The following is a 22,639-nucleotide window of genomic DNA, read 5'->3' as shown; positions in this document are numbered from 1 at the left end:
GAAAGGCGCCGGGAGGAAACTCCTGGCGCCTTTTTTATCGTCAGCCAATCATCACAAACAAACCGGCTCCGCCTCCAGCTCCACCCCGAACCGCTCCAGCACATCGCGCTGAATTGCTTTCGCAAGCGCCAGCACTTCCCCCCCGCTCGCGCCGCCGCGATTCACCAGCACCAGCGCCTGCCGCTCATGCACCGCTGCCGCGCCCATTGCGCGGCCTTTCCAGCCGCATCGATCGATCAGCCAGCCGGCGGCAAGTTTCACCCGCCCATCCGGCTGAGCGTACGACACGACGTCCGGCTCCCTGGCCTTCAGCGCGTCGAACTGCGCCGCTTCGATCACCGGATTCTTGAAGAAGCTGCCGGCATTGCCGAGTTCCAACGGATCGGGCAGCTTGGCGCGCCGCACCGCCACCACCGCATCGAAAATGGCCTGCGCGGTCGGCGACGTGTCGGCATGGCCGTTGGCAGCCAGTTCGCGCGCGAGATCCGCGTACCCGGCACGCGGCTGCCACAGCTTCGGCAAACGGAACGTCACCGACGTAATCACGAAACGGTCGCGCCCTTCCCGCTTGAAAAAACTGTCGCGATAGCCGAAGCGGCACGCCTGCGCATCCATTGCGATCACATCACCGGTAGCCAGCTCCACGGCGCGCAACGACGCGAAGCGCTCGCACATCTCCAACCCGTACGCGCCGATGTTCTGAATCGGCGCCGCGCCCACCGTGCCCGGAATCAGCGCGAGGTTCTCGAGCCCGGGCAAACCTTGCGACAAAGTCCAGCCGACGAACTCATGCCACGCCTCGCCGCCGGCCGCCTCGACGTACCATGCGTCATCATCCTCGCGCACGACGCGGCGGCCCTGCAGCGCGATCAGCAGCACCAGACCGCCAAAGTCGCCGGTCAGCACGACATTGCTGCCGCCGCCCAGCACGAGGCGCGCCAGGCCGGCTGCGCGCGGATCGCGCACCGCGGCCATCAGTTGCTCTTCACGCTCGATGCGGCACGCAAACTGCGCGCGGACGTCGAAGCCGAAGGTGTTGTGCGCCTTCAGCGGATAGCCGGCCATGAACGCGGCGGAGTCGGATTGGGACATCGGAATGAGAACAGTGAAACGACGAATGAGACAACGAATAAAGCAGCCGATGAACCCGGCTTCGGCCCCCGGCCGGGCGACAGTACGCAGACAATGCGCGGCGGCCTTGGGCAAAAGGGAGTGGCGTCGGTAAAATGACGTCCGGTCCGTGATTATAGCGAGTGCCCCGTGAGCAGCCGCCCGGTTGCGTCACGCACCGCAGCACTATTGGGAGAAAAAAATGCCATCGTTTGACGTCGTCTGCGAAGCGAACATGATCGAAGTCAAGAACGCGATCGAGCAGTCCAACAAGGAAATTTCCACGCGCTTCGACTTCAAAGGGTCGGACGCACGCGTGGAACACAAGGAAAACGAAATCACGGCCTACGCGGACGATGATTTCAAACTCGGCCAGGTGAAAGACGTGCTGCTGTCGAAAATGGCCAAGCGCAATGTGGACGTGCGCTTCCTCGACTACGGCAAGATCGAGAAGATCGGTGGCGACAAGGTCAAGCAGGTCATCAAGATCAAGAAAGGCGTGTCGGGCGATCTGTCGAAGAAAATCGTGCGCCTCGTGAAGGACAGCAAGATCAAGGTTCAGGCGAGCATTCAGGGTGACGCGGTGCGCATTACCGGCGGCAAGCGCGACGATTTGCAAAGCGTGATCGCCATGCTGCGCAAGGACGTGACTGACACGCCGCTCGACTTCAACAACTTCCGCGACTGATCTGCCGGGGCGCGAGTGCGTCTAACGCATGCGCTGCCATTTTGGCGTGCGGCACCGCGCACGACAAGCGCACTGGCCGCTGAGCACTAAGCACCAGACTGCCGGCGCGCAAGCGCCCGCGCCCGTCTCTGCGTGCGCCGCAGTGCAACCGCCCGGCACGCGCACGGTGACGTGCATGACTAGTGCACCGCGCAAGACGCGCCGAGGCATTGAAGCCTCGAAGCACCGTACATCAAACGTCGCCACCACCCGCCGCCCTCGCCGCCGCATCCGCTTTCTTCTTGTCGCCGATGCGGCTCTCCTGCCCGCGCATCAGCTTCGCGATGTTGCCGCGGTGGCGCCACACCAGCAGCGAACTCATCACGACGATCGCCAGCGCAATGACATGCGGCCCGAACAGGAAGCCGTCGAAGATCGGCGCGAACACCGCCGCGGCCAACGCCGCCAGCGACGAATAGCGCGTGAAGAACGCCACGATCAGCCAGGTCAGCAAGGTCGCCACGCCGAGAATCGGATTGATCGCGAGCAGCACGCCGGCCGCGGTCGCCACGCCCTTGCCGCCCTTGAAGCGGAAGAAAACCGGATACAGGTGGCCGAGAAACACGGCCACCGACGCAATCGCCACCGACGTCTCGTCGAGCCCGTAGCGCGCGCCGTAGTGCACGACGAACCACACCGGCAGCCAGCCCTTGAATGCGTCGCCAATCAGCGTGAGAATCGCGGCCTTCTTGCTGCCGCTGCGCAGCACGTTGGTGGCGCCCGGGTTGCCCGAGCCGTACGAGCGCGGGTCGTCGAGGCCCATCGCGGCGCTCACGATCACGGCGAACGACACCGAACCGATCAGGTAGGCAACGACAGCAACGATCAGGTTTTGCATCTGGGACTCTTATAAGGATCGGCGGTCTGAAACTCGATACCCCAACCGCAACAGGGCGCGCAACTCGGAACGAGGCGGCGCACATTCTACCGAACCCGCGCGCCCGCAAAACATTCAGGCAAACGTCAATCGACGCTCGCGCACTGAACCGCCTTCGCCGCCAGCAACGCCGTCAGCACCTTGGGGTCGATGCTGACCAGAAACCCGCGCCGGCCGCCGTTCAGCCAGATCTTGTCCATCTCGAGAATGCTCGACTCGACGTACACCGGCATCGGCTTCTTCGTGCCGAACGGCGAGGTGCCGCCGATCAGGTAGCCGGAATGGCGGTTCGCCACCTCGGGCTTGCACGGCTCGACGCGCTTCGCGCCGATCTGCCGTGCGAGATTCTTGGTGCTGACGGTGCGGTCGCCGTGCATCAGCACGATCAGCGGCTTGGCGTGCTCGTCTTCCATCACCAGCGTCTTCACCACGTGATGTTCGTCCACGCCGAGCTGGCGCGCCGATTCCGCGGTGCCGCCGTGCTCGACATAATCATAAGGATGTTCGCCGAAAGTGACGCCATGGCGACGCAGAAACTGCGTGGCCGGCGTTTCGGAGACGTGTCGGGATTTGCTCATCGGCGCATTGTAATGGCGACTTTGCACAACGGCTATTTGCCGAATGGCCAATTGTGCGGGTCCGGCGGCTGTGGCACGATCGTTCGAAAATCTTCCGGCGCAACGTACGCCGGGTATCGGTCGACATAGGAGACAGCGTTGAGCTTCGATTCATCCACCCGTTCCAACATTGACATTCCCGCGTTGCTGGCCGCGCTGCCCGCGCGCATCGCCGACATTCCGACGCTGGCCGCCGCGCGCGATCCGCAGCACATCGCCTTGATTGAGGATGCGCGCCGCCTGACCAGCGCGCAACTGCTGGAGGCCGTCGACGCCGCCACCGCGCTGCTGCGCGAATGGGGCGTGCGCGGCGGCGATCGCGTGATGATCGTCGCGGAGAACAGCATCGTCCAGATCGTACTGCTGTTCGCGACCGCCCGACTCGACGCGTGGGCGCTGGTGTCGAACGCGCGCCTGTCCGCGGCCGAGCTCGACTCGATCCGCGCGCACGCGCAGCCTCGCGTGGTCGCCTACGCCACGGAAAGCTCGGCCGACGCCAAGCTGCACGCAGGGCGCCATCACGCCGCCAAGGCGCCCACTATCACGCCGGACATCGGCGCCTGGTCGTACACCGTGGACAGCGCGGCGATCGCCGAACCCGTCGAAACCGCCAGCGACCGCCAATGCGCCGCGTTGATTTACACCACCGGCACCACTGGCGCACCGAAGGGCGTGATGCTGTCGCATCGCAATCTGCTGTTCATTGCCGCGATCTCGAGCCGCTTGCGCAAAGTCGGCCCGGACGACGTCGTCTATGCCGTGCTGCCGATCTCGCACGTGTACGGCTTCGCATCGGTGTGTCTGGGCAGCCTGCACGCGGGCGCGACCTTGCGGCTCGTGCCGCGTTTCGCGCCGGAAGCCGTGCGCCGCGCCCTCGCCGAGGAACGCGTGTCGATCTTCCAGGGCGTCCCGGCCATGCACGCCAAACTGCTCGAACATCTGCAGACACACGGCCACTCGTGGTCCGCGCCGCAATTGCGCTTCGCCTATTCGGGCGGCTCGCCGCTCGACGCCGCCTTGAAAGCGCAAGTGGAAAGCGTCTACGGTCTGCCGCTGCACAACGGCTACGGCATGACCGAGAGCAGCCCGACCGTGTCGCACACCATGCTCGATGCGCCGCGCAGCGATTGTTCCGTCGGCGAAGTCATTCCGGGTATCGAGGTGCGCTTCGTCGGACTAGACGGCGTCGACGCGGCGAAGGGCGAAATCGGCGAGCTATGGGTGCGCGGCCCCAACGTGATGCTCGGCTACTACCGCAGCCCTGAGCAGACACGTACGGTCGTGACCGAAGACGGCTGGCTCAGAACCGGCGATCTCGCACGGCAGGACGCGGACGGCGCGTTGCATATCGTCGGGCGCAGCAAGGAGTTGATCATCCGCTCGGGCTTCAACGTGTATCCGGCCGAGGTCGAGCATGTGTTGAACGCGCATCCGCAAGTCGTGCAATCGGCGGTGATCGGACGCGCCGTGGAAGGCAACGAGGAAGTGGTCGCGTTCGTCGAGTTGCTTGCGGGCGCGAAGGTGACGCCCGCCGAATTGATCGACTGGTGCGGCGAGCGTCTCGCGCCGTACAAGCGGCCGGCCGAAGTCAAAGTGCTCGCCGCGCTGCCGGCCGCATCGACCGGCAAGATTCTCAAGCATCGGCTGCGCGAGTTTCTCTGAGCAAAGCGCAAGCGCGCCTCAGCCTCGCGGATGATGCTGCGCATGCAGCGACTTCAACCGTTCGCGCGCCACGTGCGTGTAGATCTGTGTGGTCGAAATATCCGTGTGGCCGAGCAGCAGTTGCACGACACGCAGGTCGGCGCCGTGATTGAGCAGATGCGTGGCGAACGCATGCCGCAAGGTATGCGGCGAGAGCGGCGCATGCACGCCGGCCGCCGCCGCGTGCCGCTTGATGATGTTCCAGAACTGCTGGCGCGTCATGCCTTCGGCGCGATTCGTCACGAACAGCGCGTCCGTCGCGCGCGCGCCGAGCAGCGCGGGCCGCGCCTCGCGCAGATAGCGTTCGATCCAGCTATGCGCTTCCTCGCCGAATGGAATCAGCCGCTCCTTCGAGCCCTTGCCCATGACGCGCACCACGCCTTCGTTCAGGCCCACTTCCACCGTCTTCAACGTGACGAGTTCGGTCACGCGCAAACCGCTCGCGTACATCAGCTCCAGCATCGTGCGATCGCGCAGGCCCAAGGGCGTAGCCACGTCCGGCGCGCCGAGCAGCGCTTCGACTTGCGCCTCGCTGAGCGTCGATGGAAAACGCGGCGGCTGTTTTGCCGAGCGGATGCGCACCGTCGGGTCGACCTTGGCGCGATGCTCGCGCACCGCCCAGCCGTAGTAGCGGCGAAACACCGAGAGCCGCCGGTTCGCCGAAGTCGATTTGTCTTTCTGGCGTGCCACGCTATACGCGTTCAGATCGGCTTCGCTCGCGGTATCGAGCGAGGCGTTGCGGCTTTGCGCGAGCCATTCGCAAAAGAGCCGCAGATCGCGGCGGTACGCGTCGAGCGTGTTGCGCGACAGTCCGTGTTCGAGCCACAGCGCGTCGCAAAACGCATCGATCGACGCCGAGCTGGCGACGAACAGAGGTGACGCGGCGGCCGCGTCGTCGATCAATGTATCGCTCATGCGTAGGGAATGCCTTCATGCGCCAGCAGCCAGCGCTTGATGTTGCGGAAGAAACCCTCTTCGGCGTGATTCGCGAAACCGCCGATGCCGCTCGAACTCACCACCCGATGACAAGGAATCACAATCGGAAAGTAGTTGGCGCCACAGGCCTGACCGACCGCGCGCGGCGCGCTGCCGAGTTGTCTCGCCAGTTGACCGTAGGTCAGCACGACGCCGGGCGGAATGTCGCTGATGGCCTGCCACACACGCTTCTGAAACGCGGTGCCGACCGAGGCCAACGGCAACTCGAACTTCGCCGACGCGCGCTCGAAATATCGCTCGATCTGCTCGGCCGCTTGCCTTGCCAAAGCCGTGTCGGGCGCGACGCTTTGCATCGAATCCGGTAGATAGACGATCTCGCGCACGGCCTCGCCTTCGAGGCGGATGCCGACCTTGCCGAACGGCGCATCGATCACTGCATTGAACATGATTGCCTGCTCCTCACTGGCGCGGCGCTATTCAGCTTTGCCGCTACTCTACGCCGCTTCCAAAGCCCATTCCACATGCTCGCGCACGACGGCGGAAGCGTCATTGGCGCGCATTCTCAGCGCCTGCACGATCGCCTCGCGAGCCGGCGCGCTCAAACTCTCAGACGACGCGCGCAGCGCGTTGCCCATGCCCACCGCGAGATTGCGCAGCCAGCTCTCGTAACCGATGCGGCGAATCGCGCTGCCTTGCATGCGCGTATCGAACTCGTCCGCACTCCACGCAAAGAGTTCGACGAGCGACGCGCGATCGAGCCCATGCCGCACGTCGAAGTCCGCGACCGGCGCGGCCTGCGCGAATTTGTTCCATGGACACACGAGCTGGCAATCGTCGCAGCCATACACACGATTGCCGATTAGCGGCCGCAATTCCAGGGGAATACTGCCCTTCAATTCGATCGTGAGATAGGAAATACAGAGGCGCGCATCGACCTTGTAAGGCGCGACGATCGCACCCGTCGGACAGGCGCCGATACAGCGCGTGCAGCTCCCGCAATGCGAGCCCGGCGTTTCGGGCGCGACTTCGGGCAGAGTCTCGGCGTCGGTCGGCAACGGCACATCGACGTAGATTTCGCCGAGAAAAAACAGCGAACCGGCGTCACGTTGCAGCAACAACGTATGCTTGCCGCGCCAGCCGATGCCGGCCTTCTGCGCAAGTTCTACTTCCAGCACCGGCGCCGAATCGGTAAATACGCGGTAGCCGAACGCGCCGATCTCGGCTTCGATCTTCTCGGCCAGATGTTGCAAACGGTTACGCATGACCTTGTGATAATCGCGGCCACGCGCATAGACCGAGACGACCGCCGCCGACGGGTCCGCGAGCCGCGCATGCTCAGCTGCGCGCCAGTCCTGCGTGATCGGGCCGTCCTGCAAAGCGCTTTCGTGCGCCTTTCCACTCAATGTCTGAGCGGGCAAATAAGCGATGCGCGCGGTAATCACACGTCGCGTGCCGGCCACAAGCTCGGCGGGCCGCGCGCGTTTCATGCCGTGTTTCGCCATATAATCCATCTCGCCGTGGCAACCCGCTTCCAGCCAGGCTGCAAGCGGCGCTTCGGCGGCGGAGAGATCGGTGTCGCTAATGCCGATCGCTCCGAAACCCAGTTCACGGCCCCACGCTTTGATGTTCAGCGCGAGCGCGTTCAGCGCCGCTTCATCGAAATGACGCTCGGCACGCGCATCGTCGTTGGACGCAGGCGTGCAGGTAACAGGGGACTCCGGACTTCGGTTCATCACGCCATTTTACGAGAATGCCTGTCAATCCCGATCTCGCGATCCAACCGCCCGCCAACGTCCTGCTCGAACGCACCTTCGCGCTCGCGGACGAAGCCGCCACCATGGCATTCGGCGAGCGCTTCGCGCGGGCGATCGAAAGCGTGCGCGAAGCCGCGCAACGCACGCCGGGCGCGGACGGCGACAAGGCATTCTACGGGCTGCAAGTCCAACTCGTCGGCGACCTCGGCGCCGGCAAAACCACCCTCGTACGCGCGACCTTGCGCGGCCTCGGCCACGCCGGCCGCGTGCGCAGCCCCACTTACACACTCGTCGAACCCTACGTGCTCGAGCGGCCCGCCGGGGAACTCGCGCTCTATCACTTCGATCTGTATAGATTTACCGATCCGGCCGAATGGGCCGACGCGGGCTTTCGCGAGTACTTCGACAGCGGCGCGGTCTGCCTTGTCGAATGGCCGCAACGCGCGGGTCGTCTGCTCGGCGTGCCGGATCTTGTCTTCTCGCTCGACCTCGATAACGAGAACGAAAGCGACGGCCGTGTCCTCGTCGCACGGGCATACAGCGAATCAGGAAAGGCATGTCTCGAAAGATGTTGATCAAACCGTTCCGCTCGATCGAATCGGCGGCTACCGCAACGCATAACTGGCGGCGCCGGCAGATTCTGCGCGCGGGTGCGTCCACGCTCGTGCTCGGCCTCGTCGCACCGCGTCTCGCGTGGGCCAGCTCGGTGCTCGGCGTGCGGGTCTGGCCGGCGCGCGACTACACGCGCGTGACGATCGAATCCGATCAGCCGCTGCAGAACGCCCAGCAGTTGCTGCAGGGACCGGACCGGCTGGTGGTCGATCTGAGCGGCCTCGATCTGGATCAGGCGTTGAAAGACCTCGTGTCGAAGATCACGCCGAACGATCCGCAGATCCAGTCGGTGCGCGTCGGGCAATATCAGCCGCATGTGGTGCGCATGGTGTTCGACCTGAAGGGCTCGGTGAAGCCGCAGGTGTTCACGCTGCCGCCGGTCGGCGCGTACAAGTACCGGCTGGTGTTCGACCTGTATCCCGCCGTCGCGCCTGATCCGTTGATGGATCTGCTCGCGCAGACGGAACGCAAGCAGCAGACGCTGAACGAAGAGAACGCTGCGCCGCCGCCCGCCACGCTGAGCGGTCCCGGCACCACGCCGCCCACCGCCGATAACAGCGAAGCGTTCTTCGAGCGCTACGCGCAAAACGGCGGCAGCGGCTCCGCGCCGAGCGTGCCGCGTCCGCCGGTGCATGTCGCGCCGACACCTGTTCCGCCGATCCTCGGCAAGCCCGCCGCGCCTGCTGCGCCGGTGGCGCCGCCCACGGCCATCGCCCGCAACAAGGGCAACAGCGCCAGCACGCTGGGCGCGGACGATGCCGGCAGCGACGATACCTACGCCTTCACCAATCCCAAGTCCGGCAAGAGCAACACGGTGCGTCTGTTGACCGTCGCGATCGATCCGGGTCACGGCGGCGAAGACCCGGGGGCGATCGGCGGCTCGGGTACGTACGAGAAGCATGTTGCACTCGACATCGCGAAGAAACTGCGCGCGAAGATCGACGCGCAACCGAACATGCGCGCCATGATGACGCGCGACGCCGACTTTTTCGTGCCGCTGAACGTGCGCGTGCAGAAGGCGCGGCGCGTCGGCGCGGACCTGTTCGTGTCGATCCATGCGGATGCGTTCACCACGCCCGACGCGAAGGGCTCGTCGGTGTTCGCGCTGTCCGAGCATGGCGCCACGAGCGCCGCGGCGCGCTGGATGGCGAACAAGGAGAACTCGTCGGATCAGATCGGCGGGATCAACATCAAGTCCGCCGACGCCACCGTCAACCGCGCGCTGTTCGATATGTCGACCACCGCGCAGATTCGCGATTCGATGCGTTACGGCAACTTCGTGCTGAAGGAAATCGGCGGCATCAACAAGCTGCACAAGGGCTCGGTCGAACAGGCCGGGTTCGCGGTGCTGAAGGCGCCGGACATTCCGTCCATCCTCGTGGAGACCGCCTTCATCAGCAACCCGGACGAAGAGCGCCGCCTGAACGACGACGCGTATCGCGAGAAGATGGCCGATGCGATCATGACCGGCATCAAACGCTATTTCGCGGCGAATCCACCGCTCGCGAAGAATCGCATGACGTGATGCTTGCGTGTGCAACGCGATGCGATGCAATGCAAAACGGCCGCTCGATGCGGCCGTTTTTTCGTCTTCATGTTCGTCCGCGTTTTTGTTTTCACTCAGACGTGCCGGTCGCGCGACGCGCCGGTGAAAACCGCTGCACGACCCGGCCGCCGAACACATTCACGGCCAAGCCCGCCATCACCAGCAAAGCGCCCGCGATCTGCGCCGCGGACAACTGCTCGTCGAGAAACAGGGACGCCGATGCGAGGCCGACGATCGGCACCAGCAGCGAAAACGGCGCGACCTGACTCGCCGGATAGCGCGACAGCAGGCGACTCCACAACCCGTAGCCGATCAACGTGGCGATGAACGCGAGATACACGATGGCGAAGATCGACATCGCGCTGATGCCGGAAAGCGCCGCGACGATCCGCTGCGGACCCTCGAACGCGTACGACAGCGCGAAAAACGGCAGCGGCGGGATCAGGCTGCCCCACACCACCAGTCCGACTAGGTCGACCTGGCCGACCTTCTTCGTGACGATGTTGCCGAGCGCCCACGAACACGCGGCGCACAACGTGAGGACAAAACCGGCCAGCGTCATGGCATGGCCGCCTTGCATGCCGATCACGGCAAGACCACCCGCCGCGATCAGCAGACCGACGACATTCGGCATGCGGAACCGCTCATGCAGGAACGCGGCCGCGAAGATCAGCGTGAAAAACGCCTGCGCCTGCAACACCAGCGAGGCGAGTCCGGCAGGCATGCCGACATACATGGCCGAAAACAGAAAAGCGAACTGCCCGAACGAAATCGTCGCGCCGTACGCGATCAGCCAGCGCCACGGCAGCTTGGGCCGTTTGATGAAAAACACCGCCGGCACGGCGGCGAGCGCGAAGCGCAACGCGCCGAGCAGCATGGGCGGCACGCCATGCAGGCCCACCTTGATCACGACAAAGTTGACACCCCACGCGACGACGACGACCAGCGCGAGCAGCAAATCCCTGGGCGACATCCCAGTCTCCAATCGATTGTTCGATCCGGCAGTTTAGCGGACGCCGTCAGCACGCGGCGACGGCCCGCGCTACGGATTCCCGGGGCGTCAATGTGCCGCCGAGCCGTCGTCATCGCGCCCACCGCAGTAGAATCGTCCATTAAACAAAAATCCCACCCACCCTTCCAGCCGAGCCTGCCATGTCCTCCTCGATCAAAGCAGTCCTCAAACCGCATCTGCGCGACGTCGGCAGTCTGACCGTGCGGCGCGTATTGCCGGCCATGGCGGCGCGCCTGATCGGCCCGTTCATCTTCTTCGACCACATGGGCCCGGCCACCCTCGAACCCGGCGTCGGCCTCGACGTGCGGCCGCATCCGCATATCGGCCTCGCCACGGTGACCTATCTGTTCGAAGGCGCGATCATGCATCGCGACAGCCTCGGCTCGGCGCAGAAAATCGTCCCCGGCGACGTCAACTGGATGACGGCCGGGCGCGGCATCGTCCACTCCGAGCGCACGCCGGACGAGGACCGCGCGAGCGGCCAGGCCATGCACGGCATTCAGACGTGGGTCGCGCTGCCGCTCGATGACGAAGACATCGAGCCGTCGTTCGCGCATCACGCCGCCGAGACGCTGCCGGTGGTCGAGCGCAACGGCGTCACGCTGCGGGTGATCGCGGGCACGGCGTTCGGCGAAACCTCGCCGGTCGCGACGTTTTCCGGCACGCTGTATGTGGCCGGCGAATTCGCGCCGGGCGGCGCCTTCGCGCTCGAACCGGAGCACGAGGAACGCGGCGTCTATCTCGTCGATGGCGATCTGGAGATCGACGGCACGCCGCTCGAAGCCGGTCAGATGGCGGTGCTCGCGCTCGACGAAACGGTGACGCTGGCGAGCACCCACGGCGCGCGGGTCATGCTCCTCGGCGGCGAGAAGCTGGATGGCGAACGCTTTATCGAATGGAATTTCGTCGCCAGTTCGCGCGAGAAAATCGAAGCCGCGAAGCTCGCGTGGACTAATCAGGAAATGGGCAAGGTGCCGGGCGAAACCGAATGGATCCCGCTGCCCCTGCGCAAATAGGCGCAAGTCGGATCGGGCAGCATTGAACTCGCGGCGTTCGGCCCCAAATAGTCAACAGACCGTTTTATCGACGAGGACGCAATGGACACCACTCTGGCCACTTTCGAACAGGACGTCATCACGGCGTCGACACTGGCCCCCGTGCTGGTCGATTTCTGGGCGCCCTGGTGCGGCCCGTGCAAGACGCTCGGCCCGATGCTGGAAAAGCTCGAAGCCGAAGCCGCCGGCAAATGGAAGCTCGTGAAGGTGAACGTGGACGAGAACCAGGAACTGGCCGCACATTTCCAGGTGCGCAGCATTCCGCACGTCATGGCCTTTGCTGACGGACGGCCGGTCGATCAGTTCGTCGGCGTACTGCCTGAAGGCCAGTTGCGCGAGTTTATCGAGCGGCTCGTGCCGCAAGGCGCGGACGCCGCGCGTCTCGAAGCGCAAACCGCGCTGGCCGAAGGCCGCCGCGAAGATGCGTACGACGCGCTGCAAGCCGCCCTCGCCTACGACCCGGGTTTCGACGAAGCGCGCATGGACCGCATTGAAATGCTGCTCGAAGACAACCGTATCGACGAAGCGCGCAACGAAGTCGATCTGCTGTCGCCGAAAACGACACAAGGCATCGACGCGCGTTTCAACGCGATCAAGACGCGCCTCGACGCCGTGGACGCCGCCGCGGATCTGCCGCCAACGGATGCGCTGGAGGCAAAAGTCGCCGCCGACCCCGCCGATCTCGAAGCGCGTTTCGATCTGGCCAGCGCGTTCATCGCCCGCCGCAAATATGCGGAAGCGCTCGAACAACTGCTCGCGATCGTGCAACGCGACCGCACGTTCCGCGACGATATCGGCCGTAAGACGATGCTGTCGGTGTTCGATCTGGCCGCGCATCAGCCGGAGCTGGTGTCGCAATGGCGGCGCAAGCTGAGCGCTTCGTTGTTCTGATCTGATTGGCTCAATCGATATTCAGGCGCGGCGCCCCAGCAGCGCCTGACTGGCGCCGCGGCATCCACCGCGGCGTAAATCACTTCAAGCCGTCGCCTGCTTCGCCAACGCCCGCAACACATGCGCGGCCGCGGCAAAACCGAAGCTCGCCGTCACGCACACGCTCGAACCAAATCCCGCACAGTTCAAACCGACCGGCCCCGTGTGGCCCGGCGACGTGGTGACGTGCTCAGCTTCCTCGTCGATATCGCAGATGGCGGCCTCCGGGTAGATCAGCGGTTCGTCGGAATACACCGCGCTCACCTTGAACTTCGCCTTCGGGCCACGCGGAAAACCGTGCTGTTTGCGCAGTTGCCCGCGCACCTTCGACAGCAACGGGTCCTGGATCGTCAGCGCGAGATCGTCGATGCGAATGCGCGTCGGATCGAGCTGACCACCCGCGCCGCCGACCGTGATCAACGGCTGCTTCTTCTCCACGCACCATGCGATCAACGCGGTCTTGGTGCGCACGCTGTCGATCGCATCGATCACGTAATCGAAGCCGCCGCCGAGCGTCGCGTCAAAGTTATCCGGCTCGACGAAGTCCTCGATCAGGCGCACGTCGCAAAACGGATTGATCGCCGCGATGCGTTCGGCCATGGCTTCGACCTTCGGTTTTCCGTAGTTGCCGTCGAGCGCGTGGATCTGCCGGTTAGTGTTGCTCTCGGCGACGTTGTCGAGATCGATCAGCGTCAGCGTGCCGACCGCGCTGCGCGCCAGCGCCTCGGCCACCCACGACCCCACTCCGCCGATGCCGATCACCGCGACGTGCGCGCCTTCGAACGCGGCGAGCGCCGGCGCGCCGTACAGACGCGCGATGCCGCCGAAGCGCCGCGCGCGGTCGGCGATTTCATTCCCGTCGAGGCTGGTAGTAAGATCGGATTGCGCGGTGGTGCTGGACATGATGGCAGGGCTCGGTGGTCAGGCAAAAACACGACGTGGCGACGCAAAGGCGTACGTAACCCCGTATTTTGCCTGAACGCGGCAGGATGCATCGCCGCGAAAAGCGCAGCACCGAGCGCCACATACGCCGGCATGCATGACCGCACCGCGCGGGACCTTGATGTGGCTGCAGGCAAAAAATCAGCGGCTTAGCTATACTGATTGAACTGTAGCGTTCGCATAAGAACATGACCTCACTCGCCGAACTTCGAAAAAACTATTCGCTGGGTTCTTTGGACGTTGCCGATATCAACCGCAACCCGTTTCGTCAATTCGATACGTGGTTCCAACAAGCGGTCGACGCCAAACTGCCCGAACCGAATACCATGACGCTGGCCACGGTCGACTCGCGCGGCCGGCCGTCGGCGCGCATCGTGCTGATCAAGGGCGTCGACGAGCGTGGCTTCGTGTTCTTCACCAATTACGAAAGCCGTAAAGGCCGCGAACTGGCCGCCAATCCCTACGCCAGCCTGCTGTTCTACTGGATCGAACTGGAACGCCAGGTGCGCGTGGAAGGCCGCATCGTCAAAACCAGCGCGGAAGAAAGCGACGCATATTTCGCGTCGCGCCCGCTCGGTTCACGCATCGGTGCGTGGGCCTCGAACCAGAGTCAGCTAATTGAAAGCCGTTCGCAGCTCGAAACACGCGAACGCGAAATCCGCCTGCAATACGGCGACCAGCCACCGCGTCCACCGCACTGGGGCGGTTATCGTTTGGTGCCCGAAGCAATCGAATTCTGGCAGGGCCGGCCGTCGCGTTTGCACGACCGTTTGCTCTACACGCGTTCAGGCGAACACAGCGACTGGCAAATCTCCCGCCTATCGCCTTGAATCGGAATACAACGCCGCCACCGCGTTGCCAACGCAGCAGCGCGCGGCGGCCGGATGGCATCTCGCGGCATGGGAGTCGCGCCGCATCGAGTTGCGATCCACACAGGCTTTGCTTTAATTCAACGGACACGGAGAGATCACATGTTCTGGGAGAAGAAGCTGGCGCAGTGGGTGGAAGAGGTAAAAAGCAGGGCTAACGTTCCCGCACGCCTCGTGCTGTGGGACGGTCAGCAACATGACTTCGGGCAGTTCGCCGCGCCTCAGGTCACGCTACATGTCAAAAGCGCCACGGCGCTGCCCTATCTGCTCGAACCGAGCCTCGACAATCTCGGCGAGGCGTACGTGAAGGGCAAGATCGACATCGAGGGCAAGCTGTCGGACATCATCAATATCGGCTACCAGCTGGCGCGCAATACCGTCACCAGCGCGGGCAAGCTGGCGCGCGTGCGGCGCTACTTCAATCATTCGAAGGCGTCGGACAAGAAGGCGGTCCAGTATCACTACGACGTCTCGAACGAGTTCTACAAGCTGTGGCTCGACGAGAACATGGTGTACTCGTGCGCGTACTTCGAGAACGGCGACGAAGATCTCGCCACCGCGCAGATCAAGAAGATCGACCACATCCTCACCAAGATCCAGTTGCAACCGGGGCAGCGTCTGCTCGATATCGGCTGCGGCTGGGGCGCGCTCGTCCTGCGCGCGGCGCAGAAATTCGGCGCGAAGTGTGTGGGCGTGACGCTCTCGCAGAACCAGTTCGACCTCGCCACCGCGCGCGTCAAAGCGGCGGGCCTGGAAGGCCAGATCGAGATTCGTCTGCAGGATTACCGCGACGTCGAAGGGCAATTCGATCGCATCACGAGCGTCGGCATGTTCGAGCACGTGGGCCGCAAAAATCTGCCGGGCTACTTCGAGAAAATCCACGACCTGCTGGTCGACGACGGCATCGCCATGAATCACGGCATTACGTCGAGCGATTCGGACAGCGGCGAGACCGCGCTTGGCGGCGGCGAATTCATCGACCGCTATGTGTTTCCGGACGGCGAGCTGCCGCATATCAGCCTTGCGCTCGAGTCGATGCAGCGCGGTGGGCTCGAAGCGGTTGACGTGGAAAGCCTGCGCCGTCACTATGCGCACACGCTGAACCTTTGGGCGGAAAATTTCGAAGCGCATGCGGAGGAAGCCCGCAAGCTCGTCGACGACGAAAAATTCCGCATTTGGCGCTTGTACCTCGCCGGTTGCGCCTACGCGTTCGAAACCGACGACGTCTCCATCTACCAGGTGGTGTGCCGCAAAGCCGGCCGCAGCGCGAAAAACTTGCCGTGGTCGCGCCGCTTTATGTACGACAAACCGCTGTAATACGGTTGCGCCGCGGCGCCGTGCATGAGCGTATCGACGCGGCGCAACCTTTGAACAGCAGGTCGAACACCGATGGACCAGAGCGGGACAAGCGAAGTTGATCAGCCGGTGAAAGGCGAGTCTGGCGCCGATGGCGAAGCCGTGCAGTTCGATCTGTTCGGGATGCCGGTGGAAGCGGCGGCGGCGAAGGGCGATGGCGGTGTGAAGTTACCGCGCGGAACGGCTGGGGCCGCTGGCACTGGTGCGGCCGCCGGGACCGCTGGGGCAGATGCGGACGCCGCTCAGGAGACAGGGGAGCGGGCAACCTCGGACGCTAATGCGGCCACCGCGACGCAGCCCGAGCGTCGGCGTCAGCCGCGCGCGAAGGCCGGAAGCGCTGCTTCGCTATGGCCGGAAGACGAAGCGGCGGCGCCGGGAGACGCCACGACCGCGCTCAGCGCCGACACCACGCCCGTCCCCGCTGACGCCCCCAGAAAACGCCGCACCCGCGAAATCCTCGCCGCCCCACCCTCGCCCCAACTCCTTGCGCTCGCCGCGCAACTACCGCCGCAAATCCACCTCGGCACCTCAACATGGTCGTTTCCCGGCTGGAACGGCATCGTCTACGGCGACGAGTACAGCAACAGCAAACTCTCGCGCGAGGGTCTCACGGCCTACGGCGCGCATCCGCTGCTGAAGACGGTCAGCATCGACCGGTCGTTTTATCAGGCCCTCACGGTCACCGAGTATCTGCGCTACGCCCAACAAGTGCCCGAGCACTTCCGCTTCATCGTCAAAGCGCCAATGACGATTACCGACGCCACCGTGCGCGCCGAACGTGGCGAGCCGGTCTCGATGAATCCGTGTTTCCTGAACGCGCAAATGGCGATCGACGACTTCGTCACGCCGTGTCTCGAAGGACTCGGCGCCAAGGCCGGCGCGCTGGTGTTCCAGCTTTCGCCGCTGCCGGATCAGATGCTCGCGCAGCCGGCGGTGTTCATCGAACGGCTGGCCGAATTTTTGGCGGCCTTGCCGAAGCTGCCGGACAGCGCCTGCTACGCGATCGAAATCCGTGATGGGAGTCTGCTCACGCCGCGCTTTATCCGCACGCTCAAAACGGCGGGCGTGCGTTATTGCGTCGGGATTCACGCGCGTATGCCCGATCCGCTGCGCCAGTCCGCGGCGCTCGCGTTGCTGGACGGCGAACCGGCCGGGCCGCTGATCGTGCGTTGGAGTCTGCATGGCGGCTTCAAATACGAACAGGCGAAGGCCAAGTACGAACCGTTCAACCAGTTGGTCGACCAGGATCCGGCGACGCGCGCATCGCTCGCCGAACTGGCTGCGCGCTACGCGCTCGCCGGCCAGCCGGTGGTGATCGCGATCAACAATAAAGCGGAAGGCTCGGCGCCGCTCAGCTGTGTGGAGTTGGCGCGGGCGATTATCGAGGCGTATGCGCGGCTTGCTCATGAGCATGAGCATGACTCGCCGCCATCGGACGAGCACGAGCGTCGGCAATCGAACGAGAATGAGCCTGCGTCCTCTGATGAGAATGAGCAGCCGCCCGACTCCGACGCTTGAGCAACGCGCAAGCGGCCGCTCATCCCGCTAGCTCGCCTTGATCCGGTGAGCAAACTTCTGACGAAACTTCACCACCTTCGGCGCCACCACGAACGAGCAGTACCCCTGATTCGGGTGCTGCGCAAAATAGTTCTGGTGATAAGCCTCAGCAGGCCAGTAATTGCCGTCGAGGGGCAGCACTTGAGTGACGATCTGCCCGTCGTAAATGCCCTGCTCGCCGATCTCGCGGATCGCCTGCAACGCCGTTTCCCGCTGCGCTTCCGAATGCGTGAAAACCACCGAGCGGTATTGCGTGCCGACGTCGTTGCCCTGCCGGTTCAACTGCGTCGGATCGTGGATCGCGAACAAGATATCGAGAATCTCACGATAGCTGATCTTCGCCGGATCGAAGTCGACCTTCACGACTTCGGCGTGGCCCGTCACGCCGTCGCACACCGCCTCATACGTCGGGCGCTGGGTCTGGCCGCCCGCATAGCCCGACTCCACCGCGTTCACGCCGTCGACGCCCAGGTACACCGCTTCGAGGCACCAGAAACACCCGCCACCGAGGGTGGCGACTTCGCCTGTCTGACTCATGCTGCTCGCTCCTTGAAACTCATAGTCGGCCGATGCCGGCCCACGGTTCGCCGCAACGCTCATGCCACCATCCGAGCTTTCCAGCTTAGCGGCTTTTTCATTCACCGGCTGGGGTCGCGGCCAATCCGCCGCGATTGCAGTTAAAATTGGGACAAATCGACGATTTTCACTATGACTTTCGAATCATTTGTTTCCAGCCGTGCGCGCGATCGGTTCAGCCCGGGGTTCACCCGGTTTGCGCCAGGGACTTGCGCCCAATGAAGCACGCCAGCCCGCCCAACTTCGACCAGAATGCCTTCAAACAGGCGCTCAGCCAATTTGCCACCGGCGTCACCGTCATTACGACGCGCGCGGCGTCCGGCCAACTGATCGGCATCACGGCCAGTTCGTTCAATTCGGTTTCGCTCAATCCGCCACTGGTGCTGTGGAGTCTGGCCACGCGCTCGGCGTCGATGCCGGTGTTCCGCGCCAACAGTCACTACGTGGTCAACGTGCTGGCCGCGTCGCAGCTCGATCTGTGCAAGCGTTTTGCGACCGTGAAGGGCGATCGCTTCGAAGGCGTGTCGCACGCGGAAGGCGACACCGGCATGCCCGTGCTCGACGGCGCGCTTGCCTGGTTCGAATGCCATAACCGCAGTCGGTATGAAGAAGGCGACCACGTGATTTTTGTCGGTGAAGTGGAGCGCTGCGGCGTGCACGAGAATGCCGCTGAGACTTCGCCGCTGGTGTTTCAGAACGGCCTTTTTCACGGACTCGAACCGCTTTGAACGCGTCCCCGCGTTGAGATGCAGCACGAACGGTTCAAGCGGTTCAGCAATGACATGCGGCACAAGACCGTCGCCGCCAGAAATAAATCGCCCGCGCCTTTCTGCCGGCGCGGCCGCCCTCACACTCAGCGATCGTTATGCGCCGCGCTATGCCCACCGGTTTTCTTCACTAGCGAAACCGGCACGCCCGAATCCTCCTTGAGCGTCTGCAGCACGATATTCGAACGAATATCCATCACACCCGGCGCCTTGTAGAGACGCTGCAGCACGAAATCCGAATAATGTTTGAGGTTGTGCGCGAGCACTCGCAGCAGATAGTGAGTTTCGCCGGTCACGACGAATGCGCCGACTACTTCCGGCCAGTCGCGCACCGCTTCCGCGAAGCGCTCGTGCCAATTCTCCTGGTCGTTGCGCATGGACACCTGCACGAACGCTTCCAGTTCGAAACCCAGCACTTCGCGATTCAGACACGCGCGGTAATGTTCGATGACGCCCTGCTCTTCGAGCAGGCGCAGGCGTCGTAGACAGGCTGACGGCGAGAGCGAAATGCGCTCCGCGAGGTCGAGATTGCTGATCCGTCCTTCTTGCTGAAGCACCGTCAAGATACGGCAATCGGTGGCGTCGAGCGAGATCGCGTTCATATTCGGTCTCCCTTTCCCGTTTGTCTCAAATTATGTTCCAAGACACCGCTCAGAAGGAGATTTTTTCGCAATCACATTTCGCGGCAAGCCACCTATCATTCCCGGATAGACACAAACCGCTGATGCGACTATGCCAACACTCTGGGACATCACCCCCGCCGTCGATACCGCCACGCCTGTCTGGCCTGGCGACACGCCGGTGGGCATCGAGCGCGTATGGCGCATGGAGGCGGGCTCGCCCGTCAACGTCGCCCGGCTAACCTTGTCGCCGCACACCGGCGCGCACACCGATGCCCCGCTACACTACGACGCCGAAGGCGCCGCCATCGGCGAAGTACCGCTCGACGCGTACCTCGGCCGATGCCGCGTGATTCATTGCATCGGCGCATCGCCTGTTGTGACGCCACAACACCTCGTCGGCTCGCTCGACGACTTGCCGCCGCGAGTCTTACTGCGCACTTACAGAAATGCGCCGACGACCACCTGGGACAGCACGTTCTGCGCGGTCGCGCCGGACACGATCGACATGCTGGCCGCGCGCGGCGTGAAGCTGATCGGCATCGACACGCCGTCGCTCGACCCACAGGAGTCGAAGACGATGGACGCTCACCACCGCATCCGTGCGCATCGCATGGCGATTCTCGAAGGCATCGTGCTCGACGACGTCGCGCCCGGCGACTACGAACTGATCGCGCTGCCGCTCAAGCTGACCACACTCGATGCAAGCCCGGTGCGCGCAATCCTGCGCGCGCTGCCCGAATCGCAATGAACATCTCTGATCTGACTGACGGAATCACCATGAACCACCGTGACGAAGCACTGGCGCTCGACAGCGCCGATCCTCTCGCGACGTTGCGCGACCAGTTCGCGCTGTCGTCGACCACCATCTATCTCGACGGCAATTCGTTGGGTGTGCCACCCGCGGCCGCAGCGCAGCGCGCACAAACCGTGATCGGCGCCGAATGGGGCGAAGGCCTGATCCGTAGCTGGAACACCGCCGGGTGGTTCGAACTGCCGCGCCGCCTCGGCAACAAGCTCGCGCCGTTGATCGGCGCGGCGGAAAACGAAGTGGTCGTCACCGATACGATTTCGATCAACCTGTTCAAACTGCTGTCGGCGGCCGTGCGGGTCGCGAATGCTCGCGATCCGAAGCGTCGCGTGATCGTTTCCGAGCGCTCGAATTTCCCGACGGATCTGTACATCGCGCAAGGGTTGATCGAACAGCTCGACCGCGGTTATGAACTGCGCCTCGTCGACGATCCGTCCGAACTGCCGGACGCGATCGGCGACGACGTTGCTATTGCGATGATTACGCACGTCAACTACCGCACCGGCTACATGCACGACATGGCCGCGCTCACGAAGCTGATCCACGATAAAGGCGCGCTCGCGTTGTGGGACCTCGCGCATTCGGCGGGCGCGGTGCCGGTCGATCTGAACGGCGTCGGCGCGGACTATGCGGTTGGCTGCACGTACAAGTATCTGAATGGCGGTCCGGGTTCGCCCGCGTTCGTGTGGGTGCCGAAGCGCCATCAAAACGAATTCGCGCAGCCGCTGTCCGGCTGGTGGGGACATCGCGCGCCGTTCAAGATGGACCCGGCGTATCAGCCCGATGACGGCATCGGGCGCTTTCTGTGCGGCACGCAGCCGATGGTGTCGATGTCGCTCGTCGAATGCGGGCTCGATGTGTTTTTGCAAACCGATATGCAGGCGGTTCGCGAGAAATCGCTGGCGTTGACCGATCTGTTCATCGAACTGGTCGAAGCGCGTTGCAGCGAGTTTCCTTTGAAGCTTGTTACGCCGCGTGAGCATGCGCATCGTGGGTCGCATGCGAGTTTCGAGCATCCGCATGGGTATGAGGTGATGCAGGCGTTGATTGCGCGTGGGGTGATCGGCGATTATCGCGAGCCGCATGTGTTGCGGTTTGGTTTTACGCCGCTGTATACGCGCTTTGTCGATGTGTGGGATGCGGTGGACACGTTGCGCGAGGTGCTCGTGAAGGAGACCTGGCGGGCACCTGAATTCGCCGCACGCGGCGCAGTGACCTGAGGAGCGCGCGATGACCGATCACATGCAAACACCGGGGCTGCCGGAAGAAAAGCCGGCGCAGGGATGTCCGTTTGGGCACGGGAGTGTTGCGGCTCATGCGACCTCCCCTGCCGCCGATTCAGGCGATGGCTGGCATGATGCGCAGCTGGATTTTTCGGAGTCGATGAGTTACGGCGATTATCTTTCGCTGGGGACGGTGCTGGATGCACAGCATCCGCTGTCGCCGGATCACAACGAGATGCTGTTCATCATTCAGCATCAGACGAGCGAGCTGTGGATGAAGCTCGCGCTGTATGAGTTGCGGGCGGCGCTGCAGGCCGTGCGTCGGGATGAATTGCCGCCGGCGTTCAAGATGCTGGCGCGTGTGTCGCGGATCATGGAGCAGTTGGTGCAGGCCTGGAGTGTTCTCGCGACTATGACGCCATCTGAATACACGGCTATGCGGCCTTATCTGGGGAGTTCTTCCGGGTTTCAGTCTTACCAGTATCGGCAGATTGAGTTTTTGCTTGGGAATAAGAATGAGCAGATGCTGAAGCCGCATGCGCATCGGGCTGATGTGTTTGCCGAGGTTAAGGCTTCGTTGGAAGCGCCTTCTTTTTATGATGAAGTTGTGCGGTTGCTCGCTCGGCGGGGATTTGCGATTTCAGCTTCCAGGTTGGAGCGGGATTGGACGCAGCCTACTACTCATGATGCTTCTGTTGAAGCGGCCTGGTTGGAGGTTTATCGGAATCCTTCTCAGCATTGGGAGTTGTATGAGATGGCCGAGGAGCTTGTTGATCTCGAGGATGCTTTTCGGCAGTGGCGGTTTAGGCATGTGACTACCGTGGAGAGGATTATTGGGTTTAAGCAAGGGACTGGTGGGACCAGTGGGGCGCCTTATCTTCGGAAGATGCTTGATGTGGTTTTGTTTCCGGAACTTTGGCATGTTCGGACTATGCTGTAGTAGCGTTGTTTTGCCTGCGCGGCGCTTGGTTTTTCTGTGATCCTAAGGTTTTTGGCCTTTCCTTGATTTCTTAGTGGTCTATTAGCGTTGCCCCTGTGCGC

At 63.4% G+C, this 22,639-nt stretch carries 23 protein-coding genes; 13 read left to right on the top strand and 10 right to left on the bottom strand.

The features are described 5' to 3' along the window. Nucleotides 1–51 precede the first annotated feature (51 nt). A complete protein-coding gene (murB, locus tag PQR42_RS44155; RefSeq protein WP_408393232.1) occupies nucleotides 52–1,092 on the bottom strand; it encodes a UDP-N-acetylmuramate dehydrogenase in 1,041 nt (346 codons plus the stop codon). Between the two features lie 220 nt (nucleotides 1,093–1,312). Here murB and PQR42_RS44150 point away from each other — a divergent pair, with 220 nt between their 5' ends. Next, complete coding sequence (locus PQR42_RS44150) at nucleotides 1,313–1,798, top strand: YajQ family cyclic di-GMP-binding protein (protein WP_007180572.1); 486 nt, start codon at nucleotides 1,313–1,315, stop codon at nucleotides 1,796–1,798. A gap of 232 nt (nucleotides 1,799–2,030) precedes the next feature. On the opposite strand, the gene plsY is transcribed toward PQR42_RS44150, so the two are convergent. Both plsY and ybaK read right to left on the bottom strand, forming a co-directional pair. Then, nucleotides 2,031–2,675 carry a glycerol-3-phosphate 1-O-acyltransferase PlsY gene (plsY, locus tag PQR42_RS44145; RefSeq protein ID WP_408220662.1) on the bottom strand — a complete coding sequence of 215 codons (645 nt, stop codon included), beginning with the start codon at nucleotides 2,673–2,675 and terminating at the stop codon, nucleotides 2,031–2,033. A gap of 125 nt (nucleotides 2,676–2,800) precedes the next feature. Next, a complete protein-coding gene (gene ybaK, locus PQR42_RS44140; protein ID WP_408220660.1) occupies nucleotides 2,801–3,292 on the bottom strand; it encodes a Cys-tRNA(Pro) deacylase in 492 nt (163 codons plus the stop codon). Nucleotides 3,293–3,430: 138 nt separating this feature from the next. On the opposite strand from ybaK, the gene PQR42_RS44135 reads away from it, so the two are divergent. Next, complete coding sequence (locus tag PQR42_RS44135) at nucleotides 3,431–4,993, top strand: class I adenylate-forming enzyme family protein (protein ID WP_408393230.1); 1,563 nt, start codon at nucleotides 3,431–3,433, stop codon at nucleotides 4,991–4,993. A gap of 18 nt (nucleotides 4,994–5,011) precedes the next feature. Here PQR42_RS44135 and xerD read toward each other — a convergent pair whose 3' ends face one another. From xerD to queG, 3 genes are read right to left on the bottom strand one after another with little or no spacing between them, the layout of a single operon-like run. Beyond that, nucleotides 5,012–5,947 (bottom strand): site-specific tyrosine recombinase XerD, encoded by a 936-nt coding sequence (gene xerD, locus PQR42_RS44130; RefSeq protein ID WP_408495872.1) that lies wholly within the window; start codon nucleotides 5,945–5,947, stop codon nucleotides 5,012–5,014. Next, nucleotides 5,944–6,414, bottom strand: a complete 471-nt coding sequence (locus tag PQR42_RS44125) for a methylated-DNA--[protein]-cysteine S-methyltransferase (protein ID WP_408220654.1) — start codon at nucleotides 6,412–6,414, stop codon at nucleotides 5,944–5,946. The genes xerD and PQR42_RS44125 overlap by 4 nt, the downstream gene beginning before the upstream one ends. Nucleotides 6,415–6,462: 48 nt before the next feature. Further along, nucleotides 6,463–7,701: a tRNA epoxyqueuosine(34) reductase QueG gene (queG, locus tag PQR42_RS44120; protein WP_408220652.1), complete on the bottom strand. Its 1,239-nt coding sequence runs from the start codon at nucleotides 7,699–7,701 to the stop codon at nucleotides 6,463–6,465. Between the two features lie 17 nt (nucleotides 7,702–7,718). Between queG and tsaE the strand changes: the two genes are divergently transcribed. Together tsaE and PQR42_RS44110 are read left to right on the top strand one after the other, a co-directional pair. Continuing rightward, nucleotides 7,719–8,297, top strand: coding sequence for a tRNA (adenosine(37)-N6)-threonylcarbamoyltransferase complex ATPase subunit type 1 TsaE (gene tsaE, locus PQR42_RS44115; RefSeq protein WP_408220650.1), 579 nt, complete (start codon nucleotides 7,719–7,721; stop codon nucleotides 8,295–8,297). Continuing rightward, entirely contained in the window at nucleotides 8,279–9,859 is a 1,581-nt protein-coding gene (locus tag PQR42_RS44110) for an N-acetylmuramoyl-L-alanine amidase (protein WP_408495871.1), read from the top strand. The genes tsaE and PQR42_RS44110 overlap by 19 nt, the downstream gene beginning before the upstream one ends. A gap of 91 nt (nucleotides 9,860–9,950) precedes the next feature. On the opposite strand, the gene PQR42_RS44105 is transcribed toward PQR42_RS44110, so the two are convergent. Continuing rightward, nucleotides 9,951–10,853, bottom strand: coding sequence for an EamA family transporter (locus tag PQR42_RS44105; RefSeq protein ID WP_408393224.1), 903 nt, complete (start codon nucleotides 10,851–10,853; stop codon nucleotides 9,951–9,953). A gap of 179 nt (nucleotides 10,854–11,032) precedes the next feature. Here PQR42_RS44105 and PQR42_RS44100 point away from each other — a divergent pair, with 179 nt between their 5' ends. Both PQR42_RS44100 and trxA read left to right on the top strand, forming a co-directional pair. Next, on the top strand, nucleotides 11,033–11,908 hold the full coding sequence (locus PQR42_RS44100) for a pirin family protein (RefSeq protein WP_408219958.1): 876 nt from the start codon (nucleotides 11,033–11,035) through the stop codon (nucleotides 11,906–11,908). A gap of 81 nt (nucleotides 11,909–11,989) precedes the next feature. Further along, complete coding sequence (gene trxA / locus PQR42_RS44095; protein WP_408393222.1) at nucleotides 11,990–12,838, top strand: thioredoxin; 849 nt, start codon at nucleotides 11,990–11,992, stop codon at nucleotides 12,836–12,838. Nucleotides 12,839–12,922: 84 nt separating this feature from the next. Here trxA and tcdA read toward each other — a convergent pair whose 3' ends face one another. Continuing rightward, nucleotides 12,923–13,780: a tRNA cyclic N6-threonylcarbamoyladenosine(37) synthase TcdA gene (tcdA, locus tag PQR42_RS44090; RefSeq protein WP_408393220.1), complete on the bottom strand. Its 858-nt coding sequence runs from the start codon at nucleotides 13,778–13,780 to the stop codon at nucleotides 12,923–12,925. 227 nt (nucleotides 13,781–14,007) lie between these two features. On the opposite strand from tcdA, the gene pdxH reads away from it, so the two are divergent. The 3 genes from pdxH to PQR42_RS44075 all read left to right on the top strand — a co-directional run bounded on the left by pdxH (nucleotide 14,008) and on the right by PQR42_RS44075 (nucleotide 17,562). After that, nucleotides 14,008–14,649, top strand: a complete 642-nt coding sequence (pdxH, locus tag PQR42_RS44085) for a pyridoxamine 5'-phosphate oxidase (RefSeq protein ID WP_408219951.1) — start codon at nucleotides 14,008–14,010, stop codon at nucleotides 14,647–14,649. Nucleotides 14,650–14,790: 141 nt separating this feature from the next. Continuing rightward, complete coding sequence (locus tag PQR42_RS44080) at nucleotides 14,791–16,005, top strand: class I SAM-dependent methyltransferase (RefSeq protein WP_408393218.1); 1,215 nt, start codon at nucleotides 14,791–14,793, stop codon at nucleotides 16,003–16,005. A 72-nt stretch (nucleotides 16,006–16,077) separates the two neighbouring features. Beyond that, complete coding sequence (locus PQR42_RS44075; RefSeq protein WP_408393216.1) at nucleotides 16,078–17,562, top strand: DUF72 domain-containing protein; 1,485 nt, start codon at nucleotides 16,078–16,080, stop codon at nucleotides 17,560–17,562. 27 nt (nucleotides 17,563–17,589) lie between these two features. Here PQR42_RS44075 and msrA read toward each other — a convergent pair whose 3' ends face one another. After that, on the bottom strand, nucleotides 17,590–18,138 hold the full coding sequence (gene msrA, locus PQR42_RS44070; RefSeq protein WP_408219942.1) for a peptide-methionine (S)-S-oxide reductase MsrA: 549 nt from the start codon (nucleotides 18,136–18,138) through the stop codon (nucleotides 17,590–17,592). 257 nt (nucleotides 18,139–18,395) lie between these two features. Between msrA and PQR42_RS44065 the strand changes: the two genes are divergently transcribed. Further along, nucleotides 18,396–18,905, top strand: a complete 510-nt coding sequence (locus PQR42_RS44065) for a flavin reductase family protein (protein ID WP_408219940.1) — start codon at nucleotides 18,396–18,398, stop codon at nucleotides 18,903–18,905. 125 nt (nucleotides 18,906–19,030) lie between these two features. On the opposite strand, the gene PQR42_RS44060 is transcribed toward PQR42_RS44065, so the two are convergent. Further along, nucleotides 19,031–19,546, bottom strand: a complete 516-nt coding sequence (locus PQR42_RS44060) for an Lrp/AsnC family transcriptional regulator (protein WP_012434188.1) — start codon at nucleotides 19,544–19,546, stop codon at nucleotides 19,031–19,033. Between the two features lie 130 nt (nucleotides 19,547–19,676). Between PQR42_RS44060 and kynB the strand changes: the two genes are divergently transcribed. Genes kynB through kynA form a run of 3 tightly spaced genes read left to right on the top strand, consistent with a single transcriptional unit; the run spans nucleotide 19,677 to nucleotide 22,538 of the window. After that, on the top strand, nucleotides 19,677–20,315 hold the full coding sequence (gene kynB, locus PQR42_RS44055; protein ID WP_408393214.1) for an arylformamidase: 639 nt from the start codon (nucleotides 19,677–19,679) through the stop codon (nucleotides 20,313–20,315). Between the two features lie 29 nt (nucleotides 20,316–20,344). Beyond that, nucleotides 20,345–21,595, top strand: coding sequence for a kynureninase (kynU, locus tag PQR42_RS44050; protein WP_408393212.1), 1,251 nt, complete (start codon nucleotides 20,345–20,347; stop codon nucleotides 21,593–21,595). A 10-nt stretch (nucleotides 21,596–21,605) separates the two neighbouring features. Further along, nucleotides 21,606–22,538, top strand: coding sequence for a tryptophan 2,3-dioxygenase (gene kynA, locus PQR42_RS44045; protein ID WP_408393210.1), 933 nt, complete (start codon nucleotides 21,606–21,608; stop codon nucleotides 22,536–22,538). The last annotated feature ends 101 nt before the right edge of the window (nucleotides 22,539–22,639 follow it).

This window comes from Paraburkholderia sediminicola (assembly GCF_046027355.1).
Lineage (GTDB): Bacteria > Pseudomonadota > Gammaproteobacteria > Burkholderiales > Burkholderiaceae > Paraburkholderia > Paraburkholderia sediminicola_B.
Note: the sequence above shows the minus strand (reverse complement) of the source record. Positions and strands in the feature narration are given on the sequence as shown.

What these genes read in the sequence shown, in the direction of transcription:
- PQR42_RS44060 (WP_012434188.1), bottom strand. Translation starts at nt 19,546, where the DNA reads ATGAACGCGATCTCGCTCGACGCCACCGATTGCCGTATCTTGACGGTG.
- murB (WP_408393232.1), bottom strand. Translation starts at nt 1,092, where the DNA reads ATGTCCCAATCCGACTCCGCCGCGTTCATGGCCGGCTATCCGCTGAAG.
- kynU (WP_408393212.1), top strand. Translation starts at nt 20,345, where the DNA reads ATGAACCACCGTGACGAAGCACTGGCGCTCGACAGCGCCGATCCTCTC.
- msrA (WP_408219942.1), bottom strand. Translation starts at nt 18,138, where the DNA reads ATGAGTCAGACAGGCGAAGTCGCCACCCTCGGTGGCGGGTGTTTCTGG.
- PQR42_RS44075 (WP_408393216.1), top strand. Translation starts at nt 16,078, where the DNA reads ATGGACCAGAGCGGGACAAGCGAAGTTGATCAGCCGGTGAAAGGCGAG.
- kynB (WP_408393214.1), top strand. Translation starts at nt 19,677, where the DNA reads ATGCCAACACTCTGGGACATCACCCCCGCCGTCGATACCGCCACGCCT.
- queG (WP_408220652.1), bottom strand. Translation starts at nt 7,701, where the DNA reads ATGAACCGAAGTCCGGAGTCCCCTGTTACCTGCACGCCTGCGTCCAAC.
- trxA (WP_408393222.1), top strand. Translation starts at nt 11,990, where the DNA reads ATGGACACCACTCTGGCCACTTTCGAACAGGACGTCATCACGGCGTCG.
- ybaK (WP_408220660.1), bottom strand. Translation starts at nt 3,292, where the DNA reads ATGAGCAAATCCCGACACGTCTCCGAAACGCCGGCCACGCAGTTTCTG.
- PQR42_RS44065 (WP_408219940.1), top strand. Translation starts at nt 18,396, where the DNA reads ATGAAGCACGCCAGCCCGCCCAACTTCGACCAGAATGCCTTCAAACAG.
- plsY (WP_408220662.1), bottom strand. Translation starts at nt 2,675, where the DNA reads ATGCAAAACCTGATCGTTGCTGTCGTTGCCTACCTGATCGGTTCGGTG.
- PQR42_RS44100 (WP_408219958.1), top strand. Translation starts at nt 11,033, where the DNA reads ATGTCCTCCTCGATCAAAGCAGTCCTCAAACCGCATCTGCGCGACGTC.
- PQR42_RS44150 (WP_007180572.1), top strand. Translation starts at nt 1,313, where the DNA reads ATGCCATCGTTTGACGTCGTCTGCGAAGCGAACATGATCGAAGTCAAG.
- xerD (WP_408495872.1), bottom strand. Translation starts at nt 5,947, where the DNA reads ATGAGCGATACATTGATCGACGACGCGGCCGCCGCGTCACCTCTGTTC.
- tsaE (WP_408220650.1), top strand. Translation starts at nt 7,719, where the DNA reads ATGCCTGTCAATCCCGATCTCGCGATCCAACCGCCCGCCAACGTCCTG.
- PQR42_RS44105 (WP_408393224.1), bottom strand. Translation starts at nt 10,853, where the DNA reads ATGTCGCCCAGGGATTTGCTGCTCGCGCTGGTCGTCGTCGTCGCGTGG.
- kynA (WP_408393210.1), top strand. Translation starts at nt 21,606, where the DNA reads ATGACCGATCACATGCAAACACCGGGGCTGCCGGAAGAAAAGCCGGCG.
- PQR42_RS44125 (WP_408220654.1), bottom strand. Translation starts at nt 6,414, where the DNA reads ATGTTCAATGCAGTGATCGATGCGCCGTTCGGCAAGGTCGGCATCCGC.
- tcdA (WP_408393220.1), bottom strand. Translation starts at nt 13,780, where the DNA reads ATGTCCAGCACCACCGCGCAATCCGATCTTACTACCAGCCTCGACGGG.
- pdxH (WP_408219951.1), top strand. Translation starts at nt 14,008, where the DNA reads ATGACCTCACTCGCCGAACTTCGAAAAAACTATTCGCTGGGTTCTTTG.
- PQR42_RS44080 (WP_408393218.1), top strand. Translation starts at nt 14,791, where the DNA reads ATGTTCTGGGAGAAGAAGCTGGCGCAGTGGGTGGAAGAGGTAAAAAGC.
- PQR42_RS44110 (WP_408495871.1), top strand. Translation starts at nt 8,279, where the DNA reads ATGTCTCGAAAGATGTTGATCAAACCGTTCCGCTCGATCGAATCGGCG.